A 26,718-nucleotide genomic window follows, 5' to 3' on the forward strand; every position below is an offset into this window, starting at 1 on the left:
AGTTGATGCGTCTGACTTTCGTTAAGCCGATGGAGCCCGAACTGGTCGACACCCCGCCCCAAGGCGATGAGTGGATCCATGAGATGAAATTCGATGGGTACAGGACCCAGGTCATCAAGGATGACGACGGGATTCGGTTGATCACCAAAAACGGCTATGACTGGACAGGCCGCTACATCCAGCTTGCTGGCGAAGCCGCGGCGATCGAAGCGAAAGACTTCATCATCGACGGTGAGGCGATCACCATCAATGAAGCTGGGCTGTCTGACTTCCATGCACTGCAATCAGCCGTCACGAGCCGCAAGCCGTCGCGCGACCTCTACCTGGTGGCGTTCGACCTCCTGCACCTCAATGGTCATGATTTGCGCGACATGCCGGTGGAAGACCGCCGCGACATTCTTCAGGCATTGATCCCGACTGGCGGTCGCATCCAGTTCAGCGAAGCAATGCCTGGGGCCGGCGATGCCGTCTATCACCTTGTCGACCAAGCCGGCCTGGAGGGTATGGTTTCAAAGCGCAAGGACAGCACCTATCGCAGCGGGCCGACGATGAACTGGCGCAAGATCAAGTGCTATGCCGAAAAGGAAATGGACATCATTGGCGTGCAGCGTGAGGTGGGCAAACCCGCGATGGTCCTCATGGCCGACAAAGGTCGCTATGCCGGCGGTGCCTCTATCACGTTCAAGGCTGCCAAGCGACAAGCGCTATGGGACCGCGTGCAAGGGAAGGTCGGCGGACCTGTTCCGCTAGGCTTGGCCAAGGCAAAGGCAGAATGGCTAAAACCCGGTCTGGTCGGCCGCGTGCGGTTCCTGAAGGGTGAGGAGAAGCTACGTCACGCCAAGCTGCTCGATTTCCGGCATAAGCAATAGCCGTGATGCTGCCCCTCGCAAGACAAGCGGAACCTAATATGCGGCGGCTACTTATGGAAAAATGAGCGCACGCGGAGCCAATTTCCTCGCCAGGTGGATGGCAGAGCATCTGCCGAATGCAGTGACCGACGATCCGGCCGCAATAAACGATCTAGCGGACCAGTTGATGGAAGCTGCGGACCGAGAGGGCATCGCGGTAAGCGAGATCTATGAAGAAGTCGGCAGCGTCTTCGAAGTGATCGCGAAGGCGATGCAGCATCGCGACGGCAGCTTAGCCGATTAACGATAAGGCTTGCCAACCGTATCGCGACGAGGAATATAATCCTCCCTGTTGCGGCGACCCCTCTCTCAAATATCGGAGATCGCCAATGGCCAGGTCCAAACCATCCAAACAGCTTTCCCAGGCTGAAATCGAGCGCTTTCTCGCGGCGGCGGAAGCGCTGCACAGGTGCATCGTGAAGCCGTTTATATCCCCACACTGCGAGCATTACCGCGCCACGCGGACCCTCCATGAGGCGCTGTTGAAGTCTGTGCGGGAAGTGACGGGGAAGGAAGTCGAGTTCATTCAGTGGAATACCACCGGGCCGGTGCGGCCGGCGCCTTCGTCAAGCATTTGATGTGGGCGGCCCGGTTGCCGGGGGTGTGCTTAGGCTTGGGGGCCGGCGACCGGGCCATGCCGGAGTTCCTCCCGGCAGAAGGGATCATGGACTAATATTAGCATTCGTGCAAATACGAGCAGCGCCAGGACTGAAATTAACCCGCTATAGCGTCACCTATGGCGGCCCCGGATCGCGAAGCCCAAGAGCAAAGTTCGTGCTGCACCTTCGGGGCAAACGCGCCGTAGCGGCTCCGCTGGTAGCTGATACCGGGAAGCAACCCAAAGTTGGCGATGGCTATTGAGCTGCAGGTGCTTCTACCGCCGTGGCCACGACTTGCCAGCGGCGCGCTCTTTCCAGGGCCTGGAGCCGTCACGCCTCTTTGCATCAGGGCCTGCGCCGCGCGCAGGACGGCTGGCGGGGGCGAGACCGACCACATAATCGGCAAGAGAGCCGTCAACGCTTGGCCGAACAACATATGCACTTGTAAGGACCTGACTGTTGGGTATTGGGTCTTCGGACAGGACCTCGCCGGGCGTCAGTCATTGGTAGCTGTCGCCGCCGGCGGCATACTTGCAAAGGAAAGATGGAGGCTTCAATGGCCGTGAGCGTTCGCTACATCGTTGACGACGTTGATTCAGCGATCTCCTTTTATGTGAATTCGCTAGGGTTCAGCCTTTGTAATGCACCTCGCTCCAGGGTTTGCTGCACTGTCGAAAGGAGAACTGCGGCTCCTTTTGAACAAGCCCGGCGCTGGCGGTGCTGGGCAATCCATGGCGGACGGCTCCAGCCCGGCCCCAGGTGGTTGGAACCGCATTCTGGTCGAATATGAGGATTTGGCGTCTGCCGTTGCAAAACTGAAAGAAATGGGGTGCATTTTTCGAAGCGACATCATTGCAGGCAACGGCGGAAAACAGGTTCTCGTTGACGACCCAAGTGGCAATCCTGTTAAGCTTTTCGAGCCGGCCCCAAGGGAACTCGATAGGATATATGCCACAAAGTGGCTCCCGCTACCTAGGCAATGGGCGCGGTGGCGTTGATAAGGACGCTGCCTCGACGGGTACAAGAATCAGCCGGTACGCGAGCGACGCCAGCTCGGTCTTCTACAGACACAAGGCTCGAACAATCAAGACTCACGTTTGTGGAGAGCATAGACAAGGCCGAGCCTCTCGAACCGACACCGAACAGCATTCCCCTGGCCGCCGCAAGGCTGCGGCTCTCCAAAAGCTATCCATCACCGGGAAGTAATAGCCGCCGCACCGCCTCGAGCTATCGCGCCGGAAGGGATGCTGTGCGCTGACACTCGGCCCGGCTCGCAACCGAAGCTAGTTCATCGGATGCGCAGGACGGAGATGGAGGCGGATGCGCCGGTCGATCCGCAAGCTTGCGTCGCAGTCGACCAAGCGTTTCGACGTGGCTTCCGATCAGTTGGGCGACTATTTCGCGTTATCGGTAGAGAAGCGGTCGAGTCCGGCGGCGCGCAAGATCCTACGCGACGCCCGCATCTCAGTTGCATTCAGGATGACGGATGCAATGCGCGACTTGGTCGACGCCACGGTCTACGCCAACGTTCGCAGTATTTCGACCTGGTCGACAGCGCCGTCATGAGATCGGTCCAGACCGGCCGCGACCTTGCCGGCCTCGTCGAGGAGCTGAGTCGGTCGCTCCCAGTTCACCATGTGTGGTCGATTCCCTCCGGGGTCCAGCCACTTCCATAAAAGCAGGCCCGTAGCGGAAGACCACGCGGCGGGCTTTTTGTTGACCGCTGTTTCACTGCGGCACAGCGACGGCGGCTCCTGGTCAAGGTGTTGCTAATATACAGCACCCCGGCTGCTTCTCAAGCGGCCTCGCGCGGACCGGCTTCCATCGGGAACCCGTTAGCGTCAAAATGACAGCGAACAATGCGAGACGGCGAAGATGGACAAGCGGCAAGATACGAGAACCATCGAGATGTGCTGTCTTCTAGCTGTGCCAGTGTCACTGCTCCTCACTGTAGTGTTCGCTGGAATGGTCCTTGGCTAAACTGATACGCTCCAACGCGGCGTCGGCTTGCGCGGCCTTGTCCTTCACGGCTGAGGTGACCGCTTCGGCAACGATAGCGGGGCACTTCGTATTGCGGGGCCGGTTCGGTGGCAAGTGAACCTTAAGGGGCAGGGACGGCGCGCTGGTTTCAGCAGCGCGTCCATCGATGCCGTCATCGTCGCCGGTCAGACAATCATTGAAGCGAAGGTCGCTAGTAGGATGATGTTGGCGATAGAGAGACCGGCGCGCCGTCGCGGTCGTAGCTTTGGCGTGTGAGTCGCTGCTTCGGTATTCTGGGGAGCTTCGGCTTCGCTATTCGGGGCGGGTCCGTTCGGCTGCGACAGGGAGTAGGATTAGGATCAGGGAAGCTGCGATCGATCGCACGCTGCTTCCGACGCGTTTCCTAGTCAAATTGATATTTGCGCGCACCGCGCCAACTTGGAACTCTTCTTTGGCCATCGTCTCATTTAGCCGCCGCTGGCTAGGCGGGCAGGAGCCCGCCGACCACTTTGATGGTCCGGTCTGAGGGAAGCGCATCCTCAACACCAGCAGTCGCGTAGCTGCGAACGGTGCCACGACGATAAACGCCATGGCGATGTTGAATAGAAAATAACTGGGGACGTAACAAACGGATTCCATGGTTTAGCCCTTCAACCACCTTGTTTGGTGGCCTCCTCCCGACCGCCCCATCAGCATGATCCTGCTTCGCCTGAAATGCAAGCAACCGCTAATATGGTGGGGATTTCGGCCTCAGGAGGTGGCCTTCCTTCGGCAAGTCGTTGTGTCGATGGGCATTAAGAATTCGAACTCATCGAGACTGCGCTCAAAATCCCCATTGAAGTCCTGGACGGACCCTCCTTTGTCGACCAGAACAATCTGATGACCCTCGTCAGGATCGAGCGCCCACCAATAGCCCTCGCGGACTGTCTCTGGGTCGACGGCACCTTTCTGCGGCCATGCGCTGGTGTCAACATGTTGAAGCAATTCGAACTCGACCAGATCAAACAGGTCGGAATCACCAATGCGAATTGCCACTTGGCCCAATGAATAGGACCCTACATTGATGATCTCTGGCCGGTCGTGATCTTGCCGAACACTGATTGCCCACCAATAGCCGTTCTGCTTCTGCATGACTTCTCCAATCCTCTTTGAGGGCCGTAACACGTGAGCGGGAGGCGAGCCGGACGCTCGTTAGGGAGTGTTGTCGGGCAGTCGTGCTGCCTTTGCTTCGGTGTAAGCTCGTCGGCCTTCACGCGGCGATGGCACCCACGCCGATCGCGGGGCCCGTGCCCAGGCTTTCGGCCGGGCGCAGCACAAAGGCCAGCATAGCCGTGCCGCAAACGCCCTGGCGGGGCCTTCAGGGTGAGCGAGATCGTCAACGCGTGTTCCATCCTCATGCCGGCCCGGCATCCAAGAAGGAGAGTTGTTGGAGGACGCCGAGCCTAACCGGCAATACTAGTGGAGGGTGAGCCGCTAGGCTCGCCGGCTGCCGGAATATGAACCTTTTAGAGCACTAGCGAAGCGTTCGAACGAACGACGTCGCTCGCCGCCGATTTGCTACAGTTCCCCGCAATGAGACGGGGGTGGCATGAGGATCATTCTATTTGCAATTGTGGTGCTGCTGTTCATGGGGAGCGGCTTTTGGCTCGTGGCGGAGCTGGTGATCGCAGGCGGTTGACAAGACTAGATCGCCGCCGACGCCAGATTTGGGCAGCTCGGCATGGGTTCAATCGTTGCCGTCAAGCTGGCCTCGGAGTTCGACAAGCGCTTTGCGATCGGATCTCGCCGCGGTGGTTCGTCGCTTTCCCCTCCATAGCAAGCTTGGCGACCTTGCCGTCGAGCGCGATGTCGCGGCGCTGATGTCTTCGAGGCCGGCGATCATCCTTAGCAAGGTCGACTTCCCGCAACGGGACGGCCCGACCAGGATGCGGATTCACCCGACGCGACATCCACCGACACGCGGTAGATGACCGCGCCTTGCCATAGGCCTTCTCGACACCCTTTATGGTGACCGCGCTCATTGGTGTTTTTCAGAAAGAGACTTTGTCGCCGCCCTTGAGCTGCAGGATTTGCCGCGCCTCGTCAGGGGTGGCGACCGAGGCACCGAGCCCCTCGATAATCTGGCGCACTTTCTTCACCTGCTCGGCGTTGGATTTTGCCAGCTGGCCCTTGCCGATCCACAGCGAGTCCTCAAGCCCGACGCGCACATTGCCGCCCAGCGCGATGGCCTGAGTCGCGATCGGCAACTGGCTGCGGCCGGCGCCCAGCACGGACCAATGATAGTCATTGCCGAACAGGCGGTCGGCGGTGCGCTTCATATGCGCGACGTCCTCCGGATGGGTGCCGATGCCGCCCAGTATGCCGAACACGCTCTGGACGAAGAACGGTGCCTTGACCAGGCCGCGCTCCACGAAGTGGGCAAGCGTATAGAGATGGCCGATGTCGTAACACTCGATTTCAAAACGCGTGCCGTTTTCCGCGCAGGTGCGCAGGATGTGCTCGATGTCACCAAAGGTGTTGCGGAAGATGCGGTCGCGTGAGCCTTCGAGATAGGGGCGCTCCCAATCATACTCGAAAGTCTTGAAGCGCTCCAGCATCGGATAGAGGCCGAAATTCATCGAGCCCATGTTCAGTGAGGCGACTTCCGGCGCGAAGATCGCGGCCGGTTTGACCCGCTCCTCGACGCTCATCGTCGCGGCGCCGCCGGTGGTGATGTTGATGACGCAGTTGGAGCGCTGCTTGATCACCTTCAAGAAGGGTGCAAAAGCCTCGGTCGACTGGTCGGGCCGGCCGTCGGCGGGATTGCGCGCATGCAGATGGACGATCGCTGCACCAGCCTCGGCCGCGCCGATCGCGGCGTCGGCGATCTCTTCCGCGCTCACCGGAAGATGCGGCGACATTGACGGCGTATGGATCGAGCCGGTGACCGCGCAGGTGATGATGATCGTGTTCTGGTTCGCCACTTGAAAATATCCTCGTCCTTTGATGGCGCTTATTTCACCGCGCTCTATTTCACCGCACCTTGAGTGATGCCTGAGATGAACTGCTTCGACAGCATGATATATAGCAAGGTGATCGGCAGGGCCGCCAGCGTCAGACCAGTGAACAGCACGCCCCAGTCGGTGGTGAATTCGCCGACGAAGACCGTGAGGCCCTGCGGCAGCGTCTTGCGATTGTCCGACGTGATCAGCACCAGCGGAAAGAAAAAATCGTTCCAGATCGGCACCGCATTCTGGATCGCGACGATGACCAGGGCCGGGCGCGCCAACGGCAGCATGATTGAGCGCATGATCCGAAATTCGCTGGCACCGTCCATACGCGCCGACTCCTCCAGTTCGCGCGGCAAGGTCCTGAGAAAGCCCGTCATGATGAACACCGCTGAGGGAATGCCCATGGCGACATAGACCAGCACCAGGCCGCCATAGCTGTCTACCAGTCCAAGCGAATCCAGCTGGATGAACAATGGAATGATCGCCAGTTTCAGCGGCACGGTCATGCCGCTCAGGAAGAACATCAGCACCAGGGTGCTCAGCCTGAACTGATAGCGGGCGATGGCATAGGCGGCCATGGTGCTGAACAGAAGGATTAAGGCCACCGCGGCCATGGTGATGCCGAGCGAATTGGCGAGGTAGCGGACGAAATTGGTTTCTCTCCACACACGCTCGGCATTGGCCAGCGAAAAGTGCGCCGGCAGGGCGAAGGGCGACGAGAAGATCTCGGCATTGGTCTTGAAGGACGACATCACCATGACGAACAGCGGATAGATCATAATGATGGCATTGATCGCCAGCATCAGCTGGATGGCGCCGTTCTTCACCAGCTCGCCGGGTTCCCTGGTGCCGACCGCAGCGCTCACAATTCGATCTCGCGACGGCGCAGGTACCGAAGCGCAATTGCGGTAACGCCGGCAACGATGATGAACATCATCACCGCCAGCGCGCTACCCTGCCCGAAATCCTGGATGCCTGTCGTCGTCGAGCCAAAGGCGGTGCGGTAGAAATAGAGGCCGAGCACATCCGTCGCGCCGCCGGGCGACCCGGTTAGGCCGGCCATGACATAGGGGATTTCGAACCAGTTGAAGCTGCCGATGAAGGTCAGGATGGTGACGATGGTGACGCTCGGCGCAATCAGCGGCCAGATGATGCGCGTCATCAGCATATAGTCGCCGGCGCCATCGAGACGGGCGGCCTCGATCACCTCCTTGCCGATGCGCTGCATGCCGGCGAGCAACACCAGCGTCGGGAAGCCGAGCCAATGCCAGACATTGGCGAACAGGATGCTGCCCAACGCGGTGTTTTCATTGCCGAGCCACGGGATGGCACCGATGCCGACAAGCGCCAGCGTCTGGTTCACAAGACCAAACAGTGGATGCAGGAACAGTTTCCACAGGAAGCCGACGATGACAGCTGACAAGACGACAGGCAGAAAGACGATGACCTGGTGGATGCGATGGCCGGGCAGCGCCTTCAGCAATGCGTAGGCAAGCAGGAAGGCGGTGCCGTTCTCGAACACCATCAGCGCCACGAAGGCGATGACGTTGTGTTTCAGGGCATTGTAGGTCCAGCCGCTATAAGGCTGTTCGAACAGCACCTTGCGGAAGTTTTCGAAGCCGATGAATCCAGTCGGCTGCAGGCCGTTGAACTCATAGAAGGCAAGCCGGAAGGCCGAGAGCAGCGGCCACAGCACGAACAACACCATGACCACCAAGGCCGGTGTCAGCAGCGACGCGATCCAGAGTGACCGGCGCCACGGAAAAGCCTTTGTGGTGTGGCGCCGGCCGCTGCTCATCTCACTTGCCCTGGAAAGGCTTGTACCATTTGGCGAGGCCGTCGGTCAGGTCGGCGGCCAGTTGGTCCGGGGTGATCGAACCCGACATCATCTTGGTGATGTCGCCCTGCAGCAGCTCCGACCCCGTCGGCTTCTGGAAACGGAAGTAGACGACATTGATATGCGGCATGGCGGTCTCGTTCAACTTGGCGACGTGGGCCAGCAGCGCGTCCTTAATGACTACGCCCTTGATCGGCGAGATGTTTCCGAGCAACGCCGAGAACTTGTCGCCGAACTCCTTGGTGCCCATCCAGTTGACCAGCTTGAGCGCGGCCTCCTTGTTGGCCGACTTGGCGTTGACGGCGTAACCGCCGTCAAAGAACTTGGTTACCTGTGGCACATCGCCGGCCTTGGCCATTGGCGGGGCGACGAAGTCCATATTGATGGCGGGGTTCTGGGCCCGGTAGCTGGCGATGTCGAAGCTGCCGCCGGCCAGCATAGCCGCCTTGCCGCTGATGAACAGCTGGCCAGCGGTGTCGTAGTCGATGCCTTCAAAACCGGGAGGCATGTAGTCACGCAATTCGAGCAGCTTGCCGAGTGCCGCGATGTAGCGTGGGTCCTTGAAGGTGGTCTTGCCCGAGGTCAGATCTGTGACAAAGTCCTGGCCGAGGAACGGGTTGGTGAAGATGGCGACGAACATCTCGTTGAACCAGCTTGTCCCCATGCCGTTGGCCAGGGGATAGATACCCTTGTCCTTCAGCGCCTTGCTGACGGTTATGAATTCGGCCCATGTGGTCGGCGGGGTCAGTCCGGCCTTGGCGAAGACGTCCTTGTTGATGAACAGACCGAGCGTCTGCGAGGCGAAGGGCAGGGAATAGATCTTCTTGTCGGCGCGGTAGGTGCCGGCCACCAGCGCATCGGCGGCCTGGTTGGCGAGTGAAGGAACCGTGGTCAGATCCTGGGGCTCGAAATAGCCTGCTTTCACGAACTGCTCGAGCCAGCCATACGCGTGGGTATGGATGACGTCGCCACCCTTGCCGGCTGCCAGCGCCGTGGAGACGATGGTCGGATAATTCTCGTCCGGGAACGACTCGAACTTCACATGGATGTCCGGGTTCTCCTTGGTGAAATCGGTGAAAAGCTCGTTGTAGGCGGCCTTGTCTTCCTGACGCCAGGTCCAGAACGAGAGGTCGGTAGCGTGAGCCACGCTTGCCGTGAGTCCCCATGCGAAAGACGCGCCCGCGAGGGCCAGACCAATCCTTCTCCTGCTCATGTTGCAATCTCCCAATCGCGCTTGATGCGCTTTTTACGACGACTACCAAATCATAGTTCTTGCCGTCTGGAAAGATAGTTTGTAAAGTTTCCTAACTAACATGAGATCGGACGCGGCAACCCGCTTTGTCCGGCATGCGCGGTGGATGTCGTGACCCAGGAAATCATTGCAGGCGTGGATATAGGCGGCACGAAGACGCGCATCATGGCATGCCGGGGCGAGCGCACGATCGCCGACGAGGTGCTGGTCACGGAGAGTTGGCGCATTCGGCAGATGGAAACCGATGCCACGAGACTAGCCGACATCGTCGCCGCCTTGTGCGGCGGCGTGGCGCCCGTTGCGCTGGCAGTCGGCGCGCACGGCTGCGACACGGGTGAACAATGCCTACGCTTCCAGGCGCTGCTGGCGAGCAGGACCGGCGGCTCGGTGCAGGTGGTCAACGACGCCGAACTGATGGTGGCCGCCGCCGGCCATAGCGATGGCATCGGCGTCGTCGCTGGCACAGGTTCCATCGCGGTGGCGCGCACGGCCCAAGGCAAGATGCTAGCGGCCGGCGGCTGGGGCTGGATCCTCGGCGATGAGGGCAGTGCGCCGGCTTTGGTCCGCGAAGCCGCCAAGGCGGTCCGCCACAGCCTCGACAGGGGCGAGGATGGTGACCCGCTGATTGCCGCACTGATGCACGAACTCGATACCGATGACCAGACCAAGCTCGGCATCCTGCTCAACGAAACGCGCGGTGCCGCGGTCTGGGGGCGCTATGCCAATGCCGTGTTCGCCGCGGCCATCGCAGGATCGGCTCTGGCCGTCCGCGTTATCAGGGAAGGCGGGGCAGGACTTGCCGCGCTTGTCGAACTGTTGATCCAACGCGGCGCCAATCCTGCTCTGGTCGTGGCTGGCGGCGGTGTCATCTCGGAGCAGCCGATGCTCATGAAGGCATTCGTCGAGGCCATGGCGGAAGTGTCGCCGGCGAGCCAGATTGTGCTGCTGCGCGAGCCGCCGGTGCTCGGCGGCGTCGCCATGGCCCGGCGGCTGCTCGTCCGCCAGGGCTATCCTCCCACATTGGAGCTGTTTGAATGATGAAGCGTATTGGCTATCGCCCGGCAGTGACGCGCCAGACGGAAAGTCTCGAGATCGGCAGGCGCTCAGTGGCCGCGGCACTCGACGGCCTCGATCTGCGAGGCTTTGCCGGCAAGATGATCGGGCTTGCCGGCATCGGTGCCAGCTATCAGGCGGCGCTGGCCGGCGCGCTTTATCTGCGCGCCTCCGGCATCAGGGCCTTCGCCTATACGCCGACAGATCTCTATGGCCGCACGGATGCTGCCGCCGATGCCTTTATCGCATTGTCGGCCTCCGGGCAGAGCCGAGAAATCTTCGATGTCATGCGCGAGGCATCCGCGTCGCCACGCGTGGCAGTCTGCCGTGGCAGCGACAATCCGCTGGCTGATTTGACCGGCGCTGTTGTTGCCACGGAGTCGGGCGACGACAATGGCGCCAGCTCGACCGGCTATACCGGGACCTTGCTGGCGCTTGGCATGCTGATCGACAGCCTTGCCGGCAACAGCTTCGACTGGACGCTTTTGCCCGGCGCGGTCGCGACCGTCCTCTCCGATGCAGAACATGCTGCCGGGCAGGCGGCGCGGCTGCTGCAGGGCAGAACATCCATCGACATCGTCGGCGCCGGTGTTAGCTTCGCCAATGCGGGCGAGGCGGCGATGCTGATCCGCGAGGCTGTTCGCGTGCCGGCATCCGGATGGGATACGCTTAACTATCTGCATGGACCGATGGAATCGCAGGATGCGGCGACCGGATTGATCGCCATCGGCGATGGTCGTGAGGTGAAGATCGCGCAGGATGTCGCCGGCTTCGGCTGCCCATCGGTGCTGGTCACGCGGCGCATGGACGTCGTTTCGGCCGCCAGGCTGGTGGTGATTTCCATCCCGGCCCTTGGCAATACCATCGCCGATGCCATTCTGGAGATCGTAGCCATCCAGCTTGTCGTCGGTGACATGCAGGACGCCGCCGGCCTGACCGACATCGTTTTCCGTTACCGGCAGACCGATACCAAGCTGAAGCCGTGGTCGCCGACGGAAGTCTGACATCTTGTGCGGACGTCGTGTAAATTGCCAAACCGGTCACCAATGGGGCATTGAGGGCGGGATGCGACTTTGAGTCGTGGCGGCGTTTTCGCTGCACCGACCGGAGACAGGATTTCAGGGCAAAGGTCGAACGGCTGAGATGACGGCTGCGGAAATCCCCAATCTGACCGACAGCGCCCGAGCCGTGCTGCGCGTGCTCGCCGCGCATGGGCCGGTCACGCGGCCGAAGCTCGGTGCCATGCTCGACCTGTCGAAGCCGACGATGTCGGCAGCCGTGTCGGAGCTGAGCGCGCTCGGTCTCGTCGCCTCACGCGGCCTGGAACGCGGCGCCATTGGCCGCACCGCGACCATCTACGGCATCGGCTCGGGAGCGGGCTATGCGATTGGCATCGATGTCGGCGCCGCCCAGGTGCGCGCGGTTGCCTATTCGATGGACACACAGAAGCTGGCGTCTGCGGAAGAACCGATCCCGGAAGCCAACGCCGGCGATGCCGACGAGGTCGGCGCCATCGTCCTGTCGGTGGCGCGTGCCACGATGGCCAAGGTCGGCAAGAGTTTTCGCGCGCTGCGGGCCATCGCCGTGGCGGTGCCGCGCATTGTCTCCAATGATCGTTTCGACCGCCCTGGTGGGCCGTCCGCCGTGCTTGGCCTGCTGCGCCGTAGCATCGAGGTGCCGATCATCCTGGAAAACAACGTAAACTGCGCGGCTATCGGCGAAATGCATTTTGGCGCTGCGCAGGGCCACCGGACCTTCGGCTTCCTGCAGGTTGGCGTACGGGTCGGGCTGGGCTTCATCACCGAAGGACGGTTGTTTCGCGGCGCCGGCGGTGCGGCCGGCGAAATTGGCCGCATGCCGTTTCCGTGGTCAGCCAGCGAAACGCCCTATCGTGAGGGGCTCGAACATTATCTCGGCTCACGGGCGTTGATCGAGCGCTGCCGTGCCGACTGGCCCCCCGGAGAGGGCGCGCCGCCAGATTCGGCCAAGGGTCTGTTCGCGCGCGCGCTTGGAGGGTCACGCCCGGCCATGCTGGCCGTCGAGCGCCATGCCGCCGATATCGGCAGGCTGGCGGCCGGCTGCATCGGCATGCTTGATCCCGGGTTGATTGTGCTTGGCGGCGGTGTCGGCAGAAACCCGCTGATGACGGAAAGCGTTGAAAACGTGGCGGCGGAACTTGCGTGGCCCACACGGATCGCCGTCAGTTCGCTTGAAGATGGCGGCACCGCGCTGGGGGCGGTGAAACTGGCCATCGACTACAGCCTCGGACTGCTGCTGCGCGAAGGCCGGCATCCGGCTGTCGTGCTGCCGCCGCTGTCCGAGTTGCAGGCGGACGCAAGCGACACTTGGTAAAAGAGAAAGGCAGGCGGGGGGCGCGTGGCTTCGCCGCGGGACGGCGCCGTGCCCTGCGCAGCCGCAGCGACTTCGCGCGTCGCGTCGGCATCCGGTCATGCCGACAAACCGAGCACGCCTGTGCAGGTAGGCGCGCGCTGCCAGGGAACGGCGTGATCCAACTGCACGGCCGCACCTTCGGAATAGATCTACGCGGCGGGGTGCTGCTAAGAAGCCAAATAGCAACAGGCGGCGCCGAGCGTCTGGGTGAAGAAGAAGGGCAGCGCCGACACGATGCTGTTCATCGTCGGCACGGGAGCGCCATCCTCCTGCTGCTCGATTTGGAACCGGCTCAGGTCGTCGGCGGTCGCCGTGTCGGGTGAACGCCCAAGGAATGTCGCCAGGCGTCCAATGTCGCGGAGACAGTTGCGCTGCATCTCCCGGAGAAACGTCGCATGTTCATGTCGTCGATCAGCCGCTGGCGCAGTGCGCTGATCGGTGCATCAACAGCGGAGTGGGTCATCGTCAGGGTCCTTGTTGAAGAAGCCCGTCATGCTCTGCACCCGCAGGACGACGCTCAACGCAGGCGCGGCGGCGGGCTCGGACAGCTCTACCTCACCGCAGGCGTACTCCGAAGCGGGGCTCGTCCAGCGGCCCCGTTCATGGCAACGCGCCCCCATTCGGCCATCAACTTACGCCGTGATATTTCTAAAAGCGGACATCGATGGCTGCGACGGTTTTCTGAGCGAACCTGACTGTGGCCATTTTGGCTCTATCGTCTACCTCTCGCGTTTCAGGTGCGCGAAAGATTCGTACTAAGTCTTCGTTAATGGAAGCGAATCTCTTAGCTTCCTGCAGATGGATTCCCTGCAGCCAGCCCAAATCTCCGCCGCTCGACCCCAAGCTGGATCGGTTATTGACATTTTGCGGTTCGCAGGCTGCCTCTCGATTCTTTTCTTGGCCAGCTGCGCCAATCCACCACCCCTGAACAATTCGACCGGCACCAGCCTAATATCGCCCGAAACCGCCTTTGCCTATCCGCCTCCCGGCGGGCCAGCCGTGACGGCGGTGCTGGAGCAGCGCTTCGCCAACGCTACGCAACAGGACATCCTCCTTTCGACTTCAGCACGCACGCCCGGGCAGAACATGCTGCGAGTGCAGATGTTCGGGCCAGTCGATGCTTCAATGGCTGGCGAGAGCAGGCTTCGCGACGGCTACCTGCCCATCGGCGATGTCGGCACGGAGGTGCGTCAGGCGCTGCCGGGTATCCGCATGCAGCGCTCACCTTTCTACGTTCAGAATAAATATGGTCCGTTCGGCTACGCAGTCGGCCGCAGCGCCTCAGGCGACACCTGCCTCTATGGCTGGCAGCGCATCACCTCGACCGGTTCGACCCAGACCTTGATCGGCAACAAGGGCTCGGTCCAGGTGCGGCTACGGCTCTGCGACCAGAATGCGTCCGAGCAGCACTTGCTCGACGTCATGTATGGCTACACGATCTCCGCATCTTTCAAGACGCGCAACTGGAATCCCTACGGCCAGGCGCCGGCGCCGGATGAAGCGATCGGCAAATCAGGACATCCGATCTATCCGCTCGGAGCCACCCAGTTCGGAACTGTCACCACGCCGCGGCCGTCGCCCGCGAAATTGGTGCGGCACGCCTCGCGACCACGCGTCATGGCCTCGCAGGCTCCCGCGACGCCGGATTCGGAACAACCGATCGGCCCGCTCGTGCCGGCTCCGCCGGGCGGACAGACAGCAGACTCGCGGACGCCCAGGCCTGCTCCAACCGTCCCCAATTCGGGGGCGTCCAGTGCCCCGGCGATAGTCGTTCCGCCGCCGCCTTGCGCGCAATCCGACGCGTCCAATTGCAATCAGTAGGTGAAGGAAACAGACCGTTAACCATCCCTAAGGCAAAACAGGCCAGAAGTGGAAATCCGGGCAAGCGTTGCGGGTTGTATCGCCAACCGGAACACGGCAGCGACGAGGCGAGGGAGAGTTCGCTTTAGAGTGCGCGTATGACACGCGGCGGCGATAGTTGCCGATGCCGATTGCAGGGGCACTTGAATGCGGAAGTTCCTGATCGTTTTGCAATGGGCTTTGGCGTCAGTCTGCGTACTGACGATGGTGTCGTTGCCCATCAGCCTTGAGACCCAGCTCGTCGCCTCGATGAGCGTGCTTGTCGCCATGGTGGTCCTGAAGCTGGTGCGTCCGGATGGCATCTGGCGGCTGGTCGCGCTGGCTTTCGGTACCGCGATCGTCATGCGTTACGTCTACTGGCGCACCACCTCGACGCTGCCTCCGGTGAACCAGCTCGAGAACTTCATCCCGGGCGTCCTACTCTATCTGGCCGAACTCTACAGCGTCATGATGCTGGCGCTGAGCCTCTTCGTGGTCGCATTGCCGTTACCGTCGCGGCCGTCTCGCTCCAATTCGAATGACCGCCTGCCCACCGTCGACGTCTTTATCCCGACCTACAACGAAGACCCTGAGCTGCTTGCCAATACGATGGCAGCGGCGAGGGGGATGGATTATCCGCCGGACAGGTTCACCGTTTGGCTGCTCGACGACGGCGGCACCCTGCAAAAGCGCAATTCCGAGCGGATCGTCGATGCCAACAATGCCGAGCGCCGCAATGAGCTACTGCAGAAGCTCGCGACCGATCTCGGCGTCAATTACCTGACACGCGACCGCAACGAGCATGCCAAGGCCGGTAATCTCAACAACGGACTGTCGCAATCGAGCGGCGAATTGGTGGCCGTCTTCGACGCCGACCATGCCCCGGCGCGCGATTTCCTGAAGGAGACCGTCGGCTATTTCGACGAGGACCCGCGCCTGTTCCTCGTGCAGACGCCGCATTTTTTTCTCAACCCGGACCCGATCGAGCGCAATCTCAGAACCTTCGAGCAGATGCCGTCGGAAAACGAGATGTTCTACGGCATCATCCAGCGCGGCCTCGACAAGTGGAACGCCTCCTTCTTCTGCGGTTCGGCCGCGGTGCTGCGCCGCTCGGCGCTGGTCGAGACCAACGGCTTCAGCGGCGTCAGCATCACCGAGGACTGCGAGACCGCCATCGAGTTGCATGCGCGCGGCTGGCACAGCGTCTATGTCGACAAACCGCTGATCGCCGGCCTGCAGCCGGCCACGTTTGCCTCTTTCATCGGCCAGCGCAGCCGCTGGGCGCAAGGCATGATGCAGATCTTGCGTTTCCGGTTTCCGCCGTTGAAGCGCGGCCTCTCCATCCCGCAGCGCCTCTGCTACATGTCATCGACACTGTTCTGGCTGTTCCCGTTTCCGCGCGCCATCTTCCTAGTTGCGCCGCTGTTCTACCTGTTCTTCGACCTGCAGATCTTCACCGCCTCCGGCGGCGAGTTCATGGCTTACACGCTGAGCTACATGATCGTGAACCTGATGATGCAGAACTACCTCTATGGCGCCTTCCGCTGGCCGTGGATATCGGAACTCTATGAGTATGTGCAAACCGTGCATCTGTTGCCGGCCGTCATTTCGGTGATCCTCAATCCGCGCAAGCCGACCTTCAAGGTGACCGCCAAGGACGAGTCGATCGCGACCAGCCGTCTGTCTGAAATCGCCATGCCGTTCTTCGTCATCTTCGGCGTTCTTCTAATCGGCGTGGCGATGACTGCCTACAAGGTCTATGCCGAGCCCTATAAAGCCGACGTCACGCTGGTCGTGGGCGGCTGGAATTTGCTCAACCTGATCATGGCCGGCTGTGCGCTCGGAGTCGTCTCTGAACGCGGCGAGCGCGCCGCGACCAGGCGCGTCAATGTCAGCCGCCGCGCCGATTTCGAGATCAACGGCAAATGGCACAAAGGGACAATCGAAAACGTCTCGGCCTTCGGTGCTCGCGTCACGGTGCTGGGCGCGGAGCTCGAGGACCTGGCGAGGGATGCCAAGGCCGGCATTCGCTTCAAGTTGTTCGCCGACGGCACCGAGGCTGTGTTGCCGGTTACCGTCCGCAACTTCGAGCGCACTGCCGATGGCATCGCTGTCGGCTGCCTCTACCAGCCAAGCGAGGCGGTGCACCACCGGCTGGTCGCCGACTTGATCTTCGCCAATTCCAAGCAATGGGAGCAGTTCCAGCTTTCGCGCCGAGGCAATCCCGGCCTGCTGCGCGGCACGGCCTGGTTCTTGCGCCTGGCGATCTACCAGACCTATCGCGGCTTGGTCTATTTCTGGCGCGACCTAAGCGGCCGTAAGGCCACGGGGCCGGCCGGACAGCTCGCCGAGAAGCGGCCATGAGAAGCGCCTGGCTGCTTCTTTTGCTGCTTTCGGCGTCGCCCGCGGTGGCGCAGACGCCGTTCGATATGTCAGGCGAAAGACCGGCCGTTTCGCCAGAGCCGCCAGCATCAACGCCTCCAGTCGTCCGGCAAACGGTGGCGCCCGCCGCAACGCCGCCTGGCGCGAGCAATCCGGCGCCGATCGGGCCCGAGGTTCAACAGACCGCGGCCGAGCCATCGAAGCGCTATCTTGTGCCGTTCAGCGAACTCGTGTTGGCCGGCGAATATTCGCAGCGATCGTGGTCGGTATTCCTCACGCCCGAACAGGCAGCCTCGGCAAGCGAAATCCACCTTGGTTATCAGAACGCGATCGTCGTCGCGCCTGAGGCTTCGCGCATCACCGTATCGATCAACGGCACGACCATCGTCGATCAGCCGATCGCGGCCGCGGAAAATGCCGCCGACATCGTGACGGCCCTTCCACCGCGTGTGCTGCACGCCGGGTTGAACGACATTGTCATCTCGGCGGTACAGCGCCATCGCACCGACTGCAGTGTCCAGTCGACCTACGAATTATGGACGCAAATCGACCTTGCGCGCACATTCCTCTCCTTCGACGCGGGGGATGCCAGCCACTGGAAGCGGGTTGAGGATTTGCGCGCCATCGGCGTCGACGAAAGCGGCGCCACGACTTTCAACCTGATCGTGCCATCCATGGCGCAGGCGGTCTCGACGTCGCCGACCATGCGGCTTGGCGAGGCGCTGGCGCTGATGGCCAACATGCCGAACCAGGCCTTCGAAGTGAGCGAGGACAATTCACCAGAGACTGGCCCCGGCGTCGCCAAGGTCGTGCTCGGCCCGGCGGCGGATGTTGCCAAGGTGCTCTCCACGCTGCCCCAGGGCGCTGAAGCAGGGCCGGTCGCGACCGTCGTCGACGATCCGAAACTTGGCCCCTCGACCCTGGTGATTAGCGGACCTAATTGGCAGGCCGTCGACATGGCGATCGACGACATTGCCCGGCAGGTCGATCGTCCAGCTGGCAGCCTGCGCACCAGCCTTGGCACACGCAACTGGCGCACGCCGGATGTGCCGATGCTGCTTGGCGCGGGCAATCTCAAATTCTCCGATCTCGGGGTGAATACGCTTGAATTCTCCGGGCGCCGGGTGCGCACCGACTTCGCCGTCGGCGTGCCGTCCGATTTCTATGCCGGCGCCTATGGCCACGCCACGATCCTGCTTGACGCGGCCTATTCTCAGGACGTGCTGCCGGGCAGCCACATCGATATCTATGTCAACGACAACATTGCGGCCACCGTGCCGATCACCACGGCGGGTGGCGAGATCCTGCGCCACCTGCCGATTAAGGTGACGATGCGGCACTTCCGTCCGGGCGACAACAATGTCGCCATCGAGGCAGTGCTGCTTACCCAGGCCGACACGGTCTGCGCGCCTGGCGCCTCCTCTTCGGGCGGGCAGCGCTTCGTTGTTTTCGATACCTCCAAATTCGTCATGCCGGATTTCGCCCGGGTGGCGCGGACGCCCGAGCTTGCAGGCACCAGCGGCACCGGCTTTCCTTACGGCAGGGCAGACTATGCGGTGCCGCTGATCATGGACCACGCCCAGTCCGAGACGGTGTCGGCGGGCGTTACCCTGCTGGCCCGCATGTCTGTCGCCGCCGGCCGTCTGATCGCGGTCGATGCTTCGACTGCGGCTTCGGCTGTCGCCGACCGCAATGCGATTTTCCTGAGCACACTGTCGCAGGTCCCGCCCACGGTTCTGGCGCAGGTCGGTGTCTCCGGCAATAGCTCCTCGGGTTGGGGCGAGGCGGTGGCGTCGATCAAGCCCAACACGGAGACTACCTTTGACGAATGGCGTCAGAAGCTGCGCGGCAGCGGTTGGCGCGGGCAGGTAAGCTCCTTCGAGGACTGGATGACGCGTACGTTCAACATCTCGATGGACTCTTTCAGCATTTTCCCCGGCAGGCCGGCCGAATACACGCCGCAAGGCAGCGCCTCCCTGCTTGTCGCACAAGAGGCCAGCCCTACCGCCGGCGGCACCTGGACGTTGATCACCGCGCCGAGCGCCGCGGCGTTGCGCGAAGGGGTTCGCACCCTGACGCAGCAGCGCATGTGGCGGCAGCTGGGGGGGCATCTAACGACCGTCGATTCCGGCGACGACAAGGTCGTCACGCTCCCGGTCACCCATTTCAGTTTCGTCGAGACACAGCCATTCTCGCTCGCCAACTATCGGCTGATCGTCGCCAACTGGCTGTCCGCGAACGCGCTCTCCTACGCTGTCGTGCTGACCGTGTTGTCGATCCTGCTGGGGCTGGCGACGGCCGGCTTGCTCGGATCGTTGGGGCGCGGCAAGTGAGCATGTCGCATCACACATTTTTTCTCGCCTTTGCCATGCTCTTCCCGGTGCTAGCGCCGGTAAGGCCCGCCATGGCGGCGTCGGCAATCACTGCGAAGGAGTGGTCGGCCTACAAGGAAAGGTTCCTCGACCCGTCGGGACGAATAGTCGACAATGCCAATGGCGGGATCAGTCACAGCGAAGGTCAGGGGTACGGACTGGTTTTATCCTATCTTGCCGGCAACAGGGGGGATTTCGACCGCATCTGGGCGTTCACGCGCATGGAGATGATGGTGCGTGACGACGGCTTGGCGGCCTGGAAATGGGATCCCGCCGTTAGTCCGCATATCAGCGATACAAACAATGCCACCGATGGCGACCTGCTGATCGCTTATGGCCTGTCGCTCGCAGGCGATGCCTGGCATCGGCCGGATCTGATGCAGGCGGCGGCTGGCATGGCGACGGCGCTTGCCGCCGGCAGCCTGGAAACGGTTGGTGATCTTGTACTGCTGAAACCTGGCAATTCCGGATTCGCCGCCGGTGATCGCGCCGACGGTCCGGTCGTCAATCCGTCCTACTGGGTGTTCGAGGCACTTCCGGCGATGGCGGAGCTCGCGCCCAAGGGGCCATGGAGCGAGCTCGCCGCCAATGGCAAGGTGTTGCTGACCGGTGCAATGAAAATTGGGCCCTCGGACTTGCCGCCCGACTGGGTATCGCTGAAGACCAAGCCGGAAGCCGCTGACGGCTTCCCGCAGGAATTCAGCTACAACGCCGTGCGCATCCCGCTCTATCTGGTGCGCGCCGGTATCCACGATCGTGACCTGCTTGCACCCTTGATGGCGGGCATGACGGATGAGCAGGGCCGTGTCCGCATCGTCGACATCGCCACCGGCCAGACCAGGCAATTGCTGGCCGACAGTGGCTACCGCATCATTCCGGCGCTGGTCTCCTGCGTGCTCGACGGCAAGCGGCTGGCCGACGACCTGAAAACCTTCCAGCCGACGGATTATTATCCCTCGACCCTGCAATTGCTGGCGCTAGCGTATGCGCGCCGCCACCATCCGGAGTGCCTATGAAGCCGACGGTCTTCATAGCTGCCGGCACGGCACTGCTCGGCGCGGTGGTGCTGCATCAGGGTGGCTATTTCTCGAGCCATGTGACCTTGCCGAATGTCGCGCAGCCGGCCGGCACCCAGGCCCAGCAGGACGGCCATTCCAAACCGCTCGCGGTGGCCGATCAGAGTGATCAGCCGGCGAAGGCGGATGCTACGCCCGTTGCGGCTTCACTGGCGCAATCCGCCGCGCCGGCCCCGTCGCAGAAAGTCGACGAAACGGCACTGCGCTATTTCGCCTCCAAGGGTGACACCAAGCGGCTGAACGCCGAGATCGCGCGCCTGAAGGCGCTCTATCCGGACTGGACGCCGCCCGACAACCCGTTGGCGGCGCGCAAGGAAGGCGATCCGCAACTCGACCAGATGTGGAAGCTCTATTCCGATGGCAAGCTCGCCGAGCTCCGCAAGGCGATCGCCGATCGGCAAACCGCCCAGGCAGGCTGGCAACCGCCTACGGACCTGATGCAGCGGCTCGCCGTCGCCGAAGCGCGCGAGCAACTGGTCAACGCGTCCAATTTGAAGCAATACGACGCTGTGATCCGCGTCGGCTCCGCCAATCCGAGCTTGCTGACCTGCGGCGATGTCGACGTGCTGTGGCGCGTTGCCGAGGCTTTTGCCAGCACCAAGCGCGAGGACCGCGCCAAAGACGCCTATCTTTACGTCCTTAGCAACTGCAAGAAACCCGAGGAGCGTTACGCCACCATCCAGAAAGCGCTGCCGCTGTTGTCGAGGCAGAACCTCGATCTGCTGCTGGCGACCGAACAGAAGACCCCCGATCGCAAGGGTGAATTCGCGGCGCTCCGGGGCGATATCGCACGGCAAAGCCTTGCCAATGCCGACGCCGATCCGAAGCTTGTCATCCCCGCCGTGGACGTCACCACGGTCGAAGCACTGGCCAGGGATGGCGGTCTGACCTCCGATGACCTGCTGCTCGGCTGGTACTATGTAAGGCGCGACAATCCCCAAGCCGCCGAGACCTGGTTCCGCAAGGCGCGCGACAAGGAAAACACCGCCAAATCCTCGCAAGGTTTGGCGCTCGCCCTGATCAACCAGAACCGCCCGGCCGAAGCCGAGGATATCCTCTATCAATGGCGTAGCACCGACGATGACACGCGCAAGGTTTACCTGGCCGCTGTCGCCAATCTGCTTGCCGTGACGCCGCCTGCGCCACTCAAGCCGGAAGTGCTACAGCGCATGGTGCAGGAGGTTTATGCCAACAAGGATGCCGCTTCTGCCCAGCAACTCGGCTGGTACGCGGAGTCCCTCAACCAGGCGCAGACGGCGGCGCAGTGGTTCAAGCTGGCGCTCGACTGGAAGCCGGACGATGAGCCTTCGGCCTATGGTCTGGCGCTGACGCGCTGGAAGATCGGCGACAAGGCCGGCGTCAAGGAAATTCAGACCGCTTGGGCGGGGCGCTCGGAGCGCATCCCCACGGTAGGCCAGCGCAGCATTGAAACGGCGGCGCTGGGCGGGCGCAGGGTCCGCGCTGTTGCGCCGGACGAGGCGACCACGGATCAACCGGTGCGACCGCCCGCGGTTGCGCAGGGACAAGCAAGTCAAGGCCAGGTGGAAAGCCCTCACGTGGCGAGACCGAGCAGGGCCCAACCGGCGCCGCGTGGTTGTTCGACCACGCTTGACCCCTCGTCTCTTGCGCCGGACGCGGCCTTGTCGCGCGGCTGGTGCCTGATGCAGGTCAACCGTCCGGTCGAGGCAGCGGCAGCGTTTGAAGTCGCGCTGCGCGGATCGGGTAAGACGCGGTCCGATGCCGCCTACGGTCAAAGTCTTGCCTATCTGCGCGCTGGCCTGACCGACCGGGCCGCGATCGCCGCGTCACAGGCGCCGATGGGTTCAGATCGCAGCATCGAGATCAGGACAGCCTTGCTGGAGACGCAGGCCAACACGGCTTTCGACATGGGTCGCTACAACGAAGCAATCCTGGCTCTCGATGAGCGTTCGCGTATTGCGCCCGAACGTACCGGCCTAATGGTTCTGCGCGGCTACGCGTACCTGGAGCTTCGCCGCTTTGCCGATGCCGAGCAGGTGTTCCGTGCCGCGGCATCCACCGGAGATCGCGCCGCGCTGAAAGGCATTAACGACGTCAGGAATGCTCGCAATCCGAGCGCGCAATAGCGCCGCCCGGTCCTTTGCGCTCGACATGCTAGCCGTCGGCGTCATCATCAGGATGCGCCCGCGGCCGAGATATGTGGCGGGACGCGCGTTGGAACGCAGGCTCATAAGCCTATCCAACGTCGGCTTTCTCGACTGCAGACCTCGCGAGCCGACGGGCCGCTTGCGGCCCCCTTCCAGCCATTCAATTGGCCGCAAACCGCCGAACTGAGCCAATGCTGCTGACGTCGAAACGCCTAGGCGCAACTTCACCGTTTGTACTCTGATAGGCGCATAGATGGCAGTCTGGAATTGAGACTGGCTTGCCCTCAACCGGTTCGCTGAGCTGCGGTGCTGCCTCTTTTTTCAATTTTTCAAGTCGGGATCGGCAGATCGAATCAACCCGATCGATAAGATCGTCGACGCGCTCTGCGAGCCACTCTAGAGCTTCTCGCGTGATGTCGAAGTGCTTCGAATAGCGCGCCTTAACATAAGCCTCATTGATTATGTTGAACCAGGCGACGAATCGCTGCTGGTCACGAGGCCATATGTCGGCTAGCTGCTGCGACTGGTCTCGGCAAGGCTTCGAAGAAACGTGGTATTAGGCGATGCAGGGCTGTAATTCGTCATACGAGGAACACGCTGCGTAGGCCTGTTCGATTGACTGATGAAGAAGAAAGGCCGCTTCTTTGAGATTGGATTCCCGAAGGAGAAATCCCGCAGTTTTTGCGAACACCCGAGCGTGTAGCAATCTGTCGTTTAATTATTGAATTGCTAGCCGGAGGGCGTCGGTCGACTTTGCCGGGATTGGGTTCGTGAGCGGCTCGTCATCAAGCTCATAGAGAACAATGCCATCACGCCGAATATCGACGAAGAAGTACTGGCCCTCAAAGCCAAGCCTTCGTTCTGTAAATAGCCTCTTCCGGCAGCGCCAAGCAACGGAACGATGCCACGGCGCATCCCGCCGGGCCCCGGGACTCGACGAGGTAAAAGGCAGTTCTGACATCCGATCTTTCCTGTTGTGCTTGACCGGGCTTGCGACTGGCCGCGCCGCACCGGCGCGTCATCTCCTGCAGTACGGTCACCCTTTCGACCAGTTCGAACAGCGAGTCCATGTCGTGGTCGATGATGATCGTGGTGAGGCCGCGCGCGACCGGCTTCAGCAGGGCAACCTTCTCAACGCGCTCTCGCGGATTCATCCCGGCAAGTGGCTCGTCCAGCAGAGATGGATCGCGCCTGGCAGCTTTAAAGCGGAGCCAACATGTTGCGGAGCAGGTTCAATTAGGACTTCTCATCGATCCACTCATCGCCTTGGGGCGGGTGTAGATCGGACCGGCAAGCTCCTCGACACGACGGTCCCGGCTGGAACAAGCACATAGCAGGGCTCTTTATCAAGTCCACGAACATAAATTCGGGCTCGGTTGTCAAGCTTGGACGACAGGGCTGCCGTCTTCTGAAAACTGCAATTGCAGCGGACGGGGTCACCTTGCATAGGTGGTTGCATGGCCCACCGCATCGGATTGATTATGATGGCACGAGCCTTTACCGCTGAGCGGGCCGTCGGCCACTTCCGAGGCGGCCGTGTTGGGCGCCATCGTGGCGGGATTGGTTTGGTCGCTCCCGAAGGCGCCTGCAGTCTACAGATGATCACGGCTTCATTCAGCACACTCGACCATGTGCCGCTCACCGGCACGTGGCATCGCGAGGCCTCCTGCCCGCTATGTGGTCGCGGACACCCCAAACGACCCGGCCGAACGGATCGGGTATCTCGACGCCGAGGCGGCGACCTCGACAACTTGATGCGACTGACCCCGGTTTCAATTGAGAACGCATGCCCATCGACGCTCGCCGGCTCCTGTTTCGAGCCGGCGCGGCGCTTCAGCGGGTCGGGCACTCTGGGCGGCGGACAGATGATCCGCAGTGGGTCTGGCAGGTGCGCCGGGCTCAGTTGCTTGTCCTCGACGAATTGATCGAGGCCACGGAGCCGGGTCTGACCGCCCATGACCGCGCTCCTGTGCTGCCCGGGCAAACGCGGCAGTCTTTGCGGCTGACTTCGTTCGCGGTTCTAAGGTATGAGCAGCAGCTTTCCAGTGGTCGTTCGGCTTTCCATGTCGGCATGGGCATTTGCCGCATCCGCCAGCCGATATTCGCCGCCGATCCTGATTTTGAGCTTGCCCTCGATGATCCAATGGAAGAGTCGGACCGAACGCGAGCGAAGCAGTTCCGGTGTATGGATATGATCAAAAAAGGTGGCGTAGCCGATCTTGATGCTCTTCGGCAGCGCCATAATGTCGATCGGGCCAGGACCGCCCAGGACGGGTCCGTACCAGCAGAAGGTGCCCGCTCGGCGGAGCGCATCCAGCGAGCCTTGGAATGTCTTGGGACCGGAGCCATCATAGACCACATGCACCCCTTCGCCGCCCGACAGGCGAATTACTTGGTCGGCGAATTGCCCTTCGGCATCTACAATGACGTGATCGGCGCCTGCCTCCTTGGCGATCGCCAGCTTGTCTGCCGAGGACACGCGGCCGATGACATGCCCGCCCCTCAGCTTGATGATCTGGGTAAGCAGCAGACCGACTCCACCAGCAGCGGCATGGACAAGCGCGATGTCGCCGGGCTGCACGGGATAGAAATCCGTCGCGAAATGGCTGGCTGTGAGGCCCTGCATCATCACAGCCGCCGCCGTGCGATCGTCGATCGAATCCGGTATCGGCACCAGCGCATCGGCCCGTACCACGGTCCTCTCGGCATAGCTCCCCGGCGAATACACCCAGGCGACACGACGGCCCGGCCAAAGATCGCTGACCCCATCACCGACCGCGATCACGCGGCCAGCGCCTTCTACGCCCAAAATCTTCGGATCCGGCACGTCGGTCCAGGCAAGTCCGCGCCTTACGCCCGTGTCCATGAAGTTCACGCCAGCCGCAGCGACTTCAACCAGGGCTTCTCCCGGACCTGGCGTTGGCTCGAGCGTATCGAGAAACTCGATGACGTCCGGCCCGCCCCATCGGTTCATCACGACGGCTTTCATCGAGATGCCTCCGCTGCTGCCTTTTCGATCAGCCGAGCGACAGGTTCAGGGTTCGAAACCATCACCACATGCGAGGCGCCTTTGACCACCACGGTCTCGCGCGCGTGCGCTCGTTCGGCCATGAAGGCGGAAGCTTGTGGTGGGATGTTCTTGTCCTTGTTGCCGTAGATGAACCAGCTCGGAATCTTCTTCCACGCCGCCGCAGTCTGGGCCTCGTTCAGCGCCGCTTCCGTGATGGGCCGTTGCGTGGCGGCCATCAGCTTTGCCTCGGGGATGGAAACGTCGGTTGCAAACTGGTCGCGGAACTTCTCCTGCCGGATGTAGAGATCCTTCCCGCCGCCTGACAGCGGAACGGGTGGAGCGAGCGTGGGCGCAAGAGTGCTGCCTGGGAACTTGCCTGCAAGCGCGGCGGCCGTCTCGCCGACCTCCGGTGCAAACGCCGCAACATAGACGAGCGCCCTGACATTTGCATGGCCATCGGCGGTTTCGCTAATGACCGAGCCGCCGTAGGAATGTCCGACCAGGATGACAGGCGATGTAATGCCGGATACGATATCGGCAATATATTGAGCGTCAGTGGCGACACCTCGCAGGGGATTGGCAGCGGCCACAACGGGGTAACCATCCTTCTCGAGGATCTTGACGACTCCGTTCCAGCTCGATGAGTCGGCGAACGCGCCGTGAACCAGAACGATGGTGGGCTGAACGTTGGCGGGCTTCTCTGACTGCGCGTAAACGCAGCCTGATACGGACATGGCGATTGCCAATCCTGCGAGCAGTCTCATCATCTCACATAACCTTTCGATGGTTTTGTTTGTGTGGTGCCATCGCGATGGTCGCAGGGCTAAATTTTTGGGTCTTTCCGAGAGTTCTTTGGCTAAGGCTGCGGCGAGCCGACCCGCTGCGGAATACTCATCCGGCATC

General features: G+C 61.9%; 21 protein-coding genes and 1 pseudogene. 13 read left to right on the top strand and 9 right to left on the bottom strand.

What is annotated here, in order from left to right; genetic code table 11:
* The first annotated feature begins 5 nt into the window (after positions 1 to 5).
* The 5 genes and pseudogenes from FJ950_RS08635 (at position 6) to FJ950_RS08655 (ending at position 3,073) form a co-directional block, all read left to right on the top strand.
* A complete protein-coding gene (locus tag FJ950_RS08635; RefSeq protein WP_140616457.1) occupies positions 6 to 869 on the top strand; it encodes an RNA ligase family protein in 864 nt (287 codons plus the stop codon).
* Between the two features lie 61 nt (positions 870 to 930).
* Positions 931 to 1,152 carry a DUF768 domain-containing protein gene (locus tag FJ950_RS08640; RefSeq protein WP_140616458.1) on the top strand — a complete coding sequence of 74 codons (222 nt, stop codon included), beginning with the start codon at positions 931 to 933 and terminating at the stop codon, positions 1,150 to 1,152.
* An 85-nt stretch (positions 1,153 to 1,237) separates the two neighbouring features.
* The gene (locus FJ950_RS08645) at positions 1,238 to 1,486 is read left to right on the top strand and encodes a hypothetical protein (RefSeq protein WP_140616459.1); all 249 of its coding nucleotides are present in this window, start codon (positions 1,238 to 1,240) and stop codon (positions 1,484 to 1,486) included.
* Positions 1,487 to 2,051: 565 nt separating this feature from the next.
* Positions 2,052 to 2,505 (top strand): annotated as a pseudogene (locus FJ950_RS29755) (VOC family protein).
* Between the two features lie 322 nt (positions 2,506 to 2,827).
* Positions 2,828 to 3,073, top strand: coding sequence for a hypothetical protein (locus tag FJ950_RS08655; protein WP_140616460.1), 246 nt, complete (start codon positions 2,828 to 2,830; stop codon positions 3,071 to 3,073).
* Positions 3,074 to 4,237: 1,164 nt separating this feature from the next.
* Here FJ950_RS08655 and FJ950_RS08660 read toward each other — a convergent pair.
* The 5 genes from FJ950_RS08660 to FJ950_RS08685 form a co-directional block, all read right to left on the bottom strand.
* Positions 4,238 to 4,618: a hypothetical protein gene (locus FJ950_RS08660; RefSeq protein ID WP_140616461.1), complete on the bottom strand. Its 381-nt coding sequence runs from the start codon at positions 4,616 to 4,618 to the stop codon at positions 4,238 to 4,240.
* Between the two features lie 899 nt (positions 4,619 to 5,517).
* Positions 5,518 to 6,450, bottom strand: coding sequence for a 3-keto-5-aminohexanoate cleavage protein (locus FJ950_RS08670; RefSeq protein WP_140616462.1), 933 nt, complete (start codon positions 6,448 to 6,450; stop codon positions 5,518 to 5,520).
* 44 nt (positions 6,451 to 6,494) lie between these two features.
* The gene (locus tag FJ950_RS08675; protein WP_140616463.1) at positions 6,495 to 7,343 is read right to left on the bottom strand and encodes a carbohydrate ABC transporter permease; all 849 of its coding nucleotides are present in this window, start codon (positions 7,341 to 7,343) and stop codon (positions 6,495 to 6,497) included.
* The gene (locus tag FJ950_RS08680; protein ID WP_140616464.1) at positions 7,340 to 8,275 is read right to left on the bottom strand and encodes a sugar ABC transporter permease; all 936 of its coding nucleotides are present in this window, start codon (positions 8,273 to 8,275) and stop codon (positions 7,340 to 7,342) included. The genes FJ950_RS08675 and FJ950_RS08680 overlap by 4 nt, the downstream gene beginning before the upstream one ends.
* Position 8,276: 1 nt before the next feature.
* Positions 8,277 to 9,527, bottom strand: coding sequence for an extracellular solute-binding protein (locus FJ950_RS08685; protein ID WP_140616465.1), 1,251 nt, complete (start codon positions 9,525 to 9,527; stop codon positions 8,277 to 8,279).
* Between the two features lie 150 nt (positions 9,528 to 9,677).
* Here FJ950_RS08685 and FJ950_RS08690 point away from each other — a divergent pair, with 150 nt between their 5' ends.
* The 3 genes from FJ950_RS08690 to FJ950_RS08700 all read left to right on the top strand — a co-directional run bounded on the left by FJ950_RS08690 (position 9,678) and on the right by FJ950_RS08700 (position 12,971).
* Positions 9,678 to 10,604, top strand: a complete 927-nt coding sequence (locus FJ950_RS08690; protein WP_246677798.1) for a BadF/BadG/BcrA/BcrD ATPase family protein — start codon at positions 9,678 to 9,680, stop codon at positions 10,602 to 10,604.
* A complete protein-coding gene (locus FJ950_RS08695; protein WP_140616467.1) occupies positions 10,601 to 11,623 on the top strand; it encodes a sugar isomerase in 1,023 nt (340 codons plus the stop codon). Before FJ950_RS08690 ends, FJ950_RS08695 begins: the two co-directional genes overlap by 4 nt.
* 139 nt (positions 11,624 to 11,762) lie before the next feature.
* Complete coding sequence (locus FJ950_RS08700; RefSeq protein WP_140616468.1) at positions 11,763 to 12,971, top strand: ROK family transcriptional regulator; 1,209 nt, start codon at positions 11,763 to 11,765, stop codon at positions 12,969 to 12,971.
* 206 nt (positions 12,972 to 13,177) lie between these two features.
* Here FJ950_RS08700 and FJ950_RS08705 read toward each other — a convergent pair whose 3' ends face one another.
* The gene (locus tag FJ950_RS08705; protein WP_246681288.1) at positions 13,178 to 13,387 is read right to left on the bottom strand and encodes a hypothetical protein; all 210 of its coding nucleotides are present in this window, start codon (positions 13,385 to 13,387) and stop codon (positions 13,178 to 13,180) included.
* Between the two features lie 520 nt (positions 13,388 to 13,907).
* Between FJ950_RS08705 and bcsN the strand changes: the two genes are divergently transcribed.
* The 5 genes from bcsN to FJ950_RS08730 all read left to right on the top strand — a co-directional run bounded on the left by bcsN (position 13,908) and on the right by FJ950_RS08730 (position 22,784).
* A complete protein-coding gene (gene bcsN, locus FJ950_RS08710) occupies positions 13,908 to 14,831 on the top strand; it encodes a cellulose biosynthesis protein BcsN (RefSeq protein ID WP_181166479.1) in 924 nt (307 codons plus the stop codon).
* A gap of 186 nt (positions 14,832 to 15,017) precedes the next feature.
* Positions 15,018 to 17,213, top strand: a complete 2,196-nt coding sequence (bcsA, locus tag FJ950_RS08715; RefSeq protein ID WP_140616470.1) for a UDP-forming cellulose synthase catalytic subunit — start codon at positions 15,018 to 15,020, stop codon at positions 17,211 to 17,213.
* Positions 17,210 to 19,564, top strand: coding sequence for a cellulose biosynthesis cyclic di-GMP-binding regulatory protein BcsB (locus FJ950_RS08720; protein ID WP_140616471.1), 2,355 nt, complete (start codon positions 17,210 to 17,212; stop codon positions 19,562 to 19,564). The genes bcsA and FJ950_RS08720 overlap by 4 nt, the downstream gene beginning before the upstream one ends.
* 2 nt (positions 19,565 to 19,566) lie before the next feature.
* On the top strand, positions 19,567 to 20,619 hold the full coding sequence (locus FJ950_RS08725) for a glycosyl hydrolase family 8 (protein ID WP_246677799.1): 1,053 nt from the start codon (positions 19,567 to 19,569) through the stop codon (positions 20,617 to 20,619).
* Entirely contained in the window at positions 20,616 to 22,784 is a 2,169-nt protein-coding gene (locus FJ950_RS08730) for a tetratricopeptide repeat protein (protein WP_140616472.1), read from the top strand. The genes FJ950_RS08725 and FJ950_RS08730 overlap by 4 nt, the downstream gene beginning before the upstream one ends.
* A gap of 863 nt (positions 22,785 to 23,647) precedes the next feature.
* Here FJ950_RS08730 and FJ950_RS08735 read toward each other — a convergent pair.
* The 3 genes from FJ950_RS08735 to FJ950_RS08745 all read right to left on the bottom strand — a co-directional run bounded on the left by FJ950_RS08735 (position 23,648) and on the right by FJ950_RS08745 (position 26,582).
* Positions 23,648 to 23,959, bottom strand: a complete 312-nt coding sequence (locus FJ950_RS08735; RefSeq protein ID WP_140616473.1) for a hypothetical protein — start codon at positions 23,957 to 23,959, stop codon at positions 23,648 to 23,650.
* A gap of 866 nt (positions 23,960 to 24,825) precedes the next feature.
* A complete protein-coding gene (locus FJ950_RS08740; RefSeq protein ID WP_140616474.1) occupies positions 24,826 to 25,794 on the bottom strand; it encodes a quinone oxidoreductase in 969 nt (322 codons plus the stop codon).
* Complete coding sequence (locus FJ950_RS08745; protein WP_140616475.1) at positions 25,791 to 26,582, bottom strand: alpha/beta hydrolase; 792 nt, start codon at positions 26,580 to 26,582, stop codon at positions 25,791 to 25,793. Before FJ950_RS08745 ends, FJ950_RS08740 begins: the two co-directional genes overlap by 4 nt.
* Positions 26,583 to 26,718: the final 136 nt, after the last annotated feature.

The organism is Mesorhizobium sp. B2-3-14 (genome assembly GCF_006442175.1).
In the GTDB taxonomy this organism is placed as follows: domain Bacteria; phylum Pseudomonadota; class Alphaproteobacteria; order Rhizobiales; family Rhizobiaceae; genus Mesorhizobium; species Mesorhizobium australicum.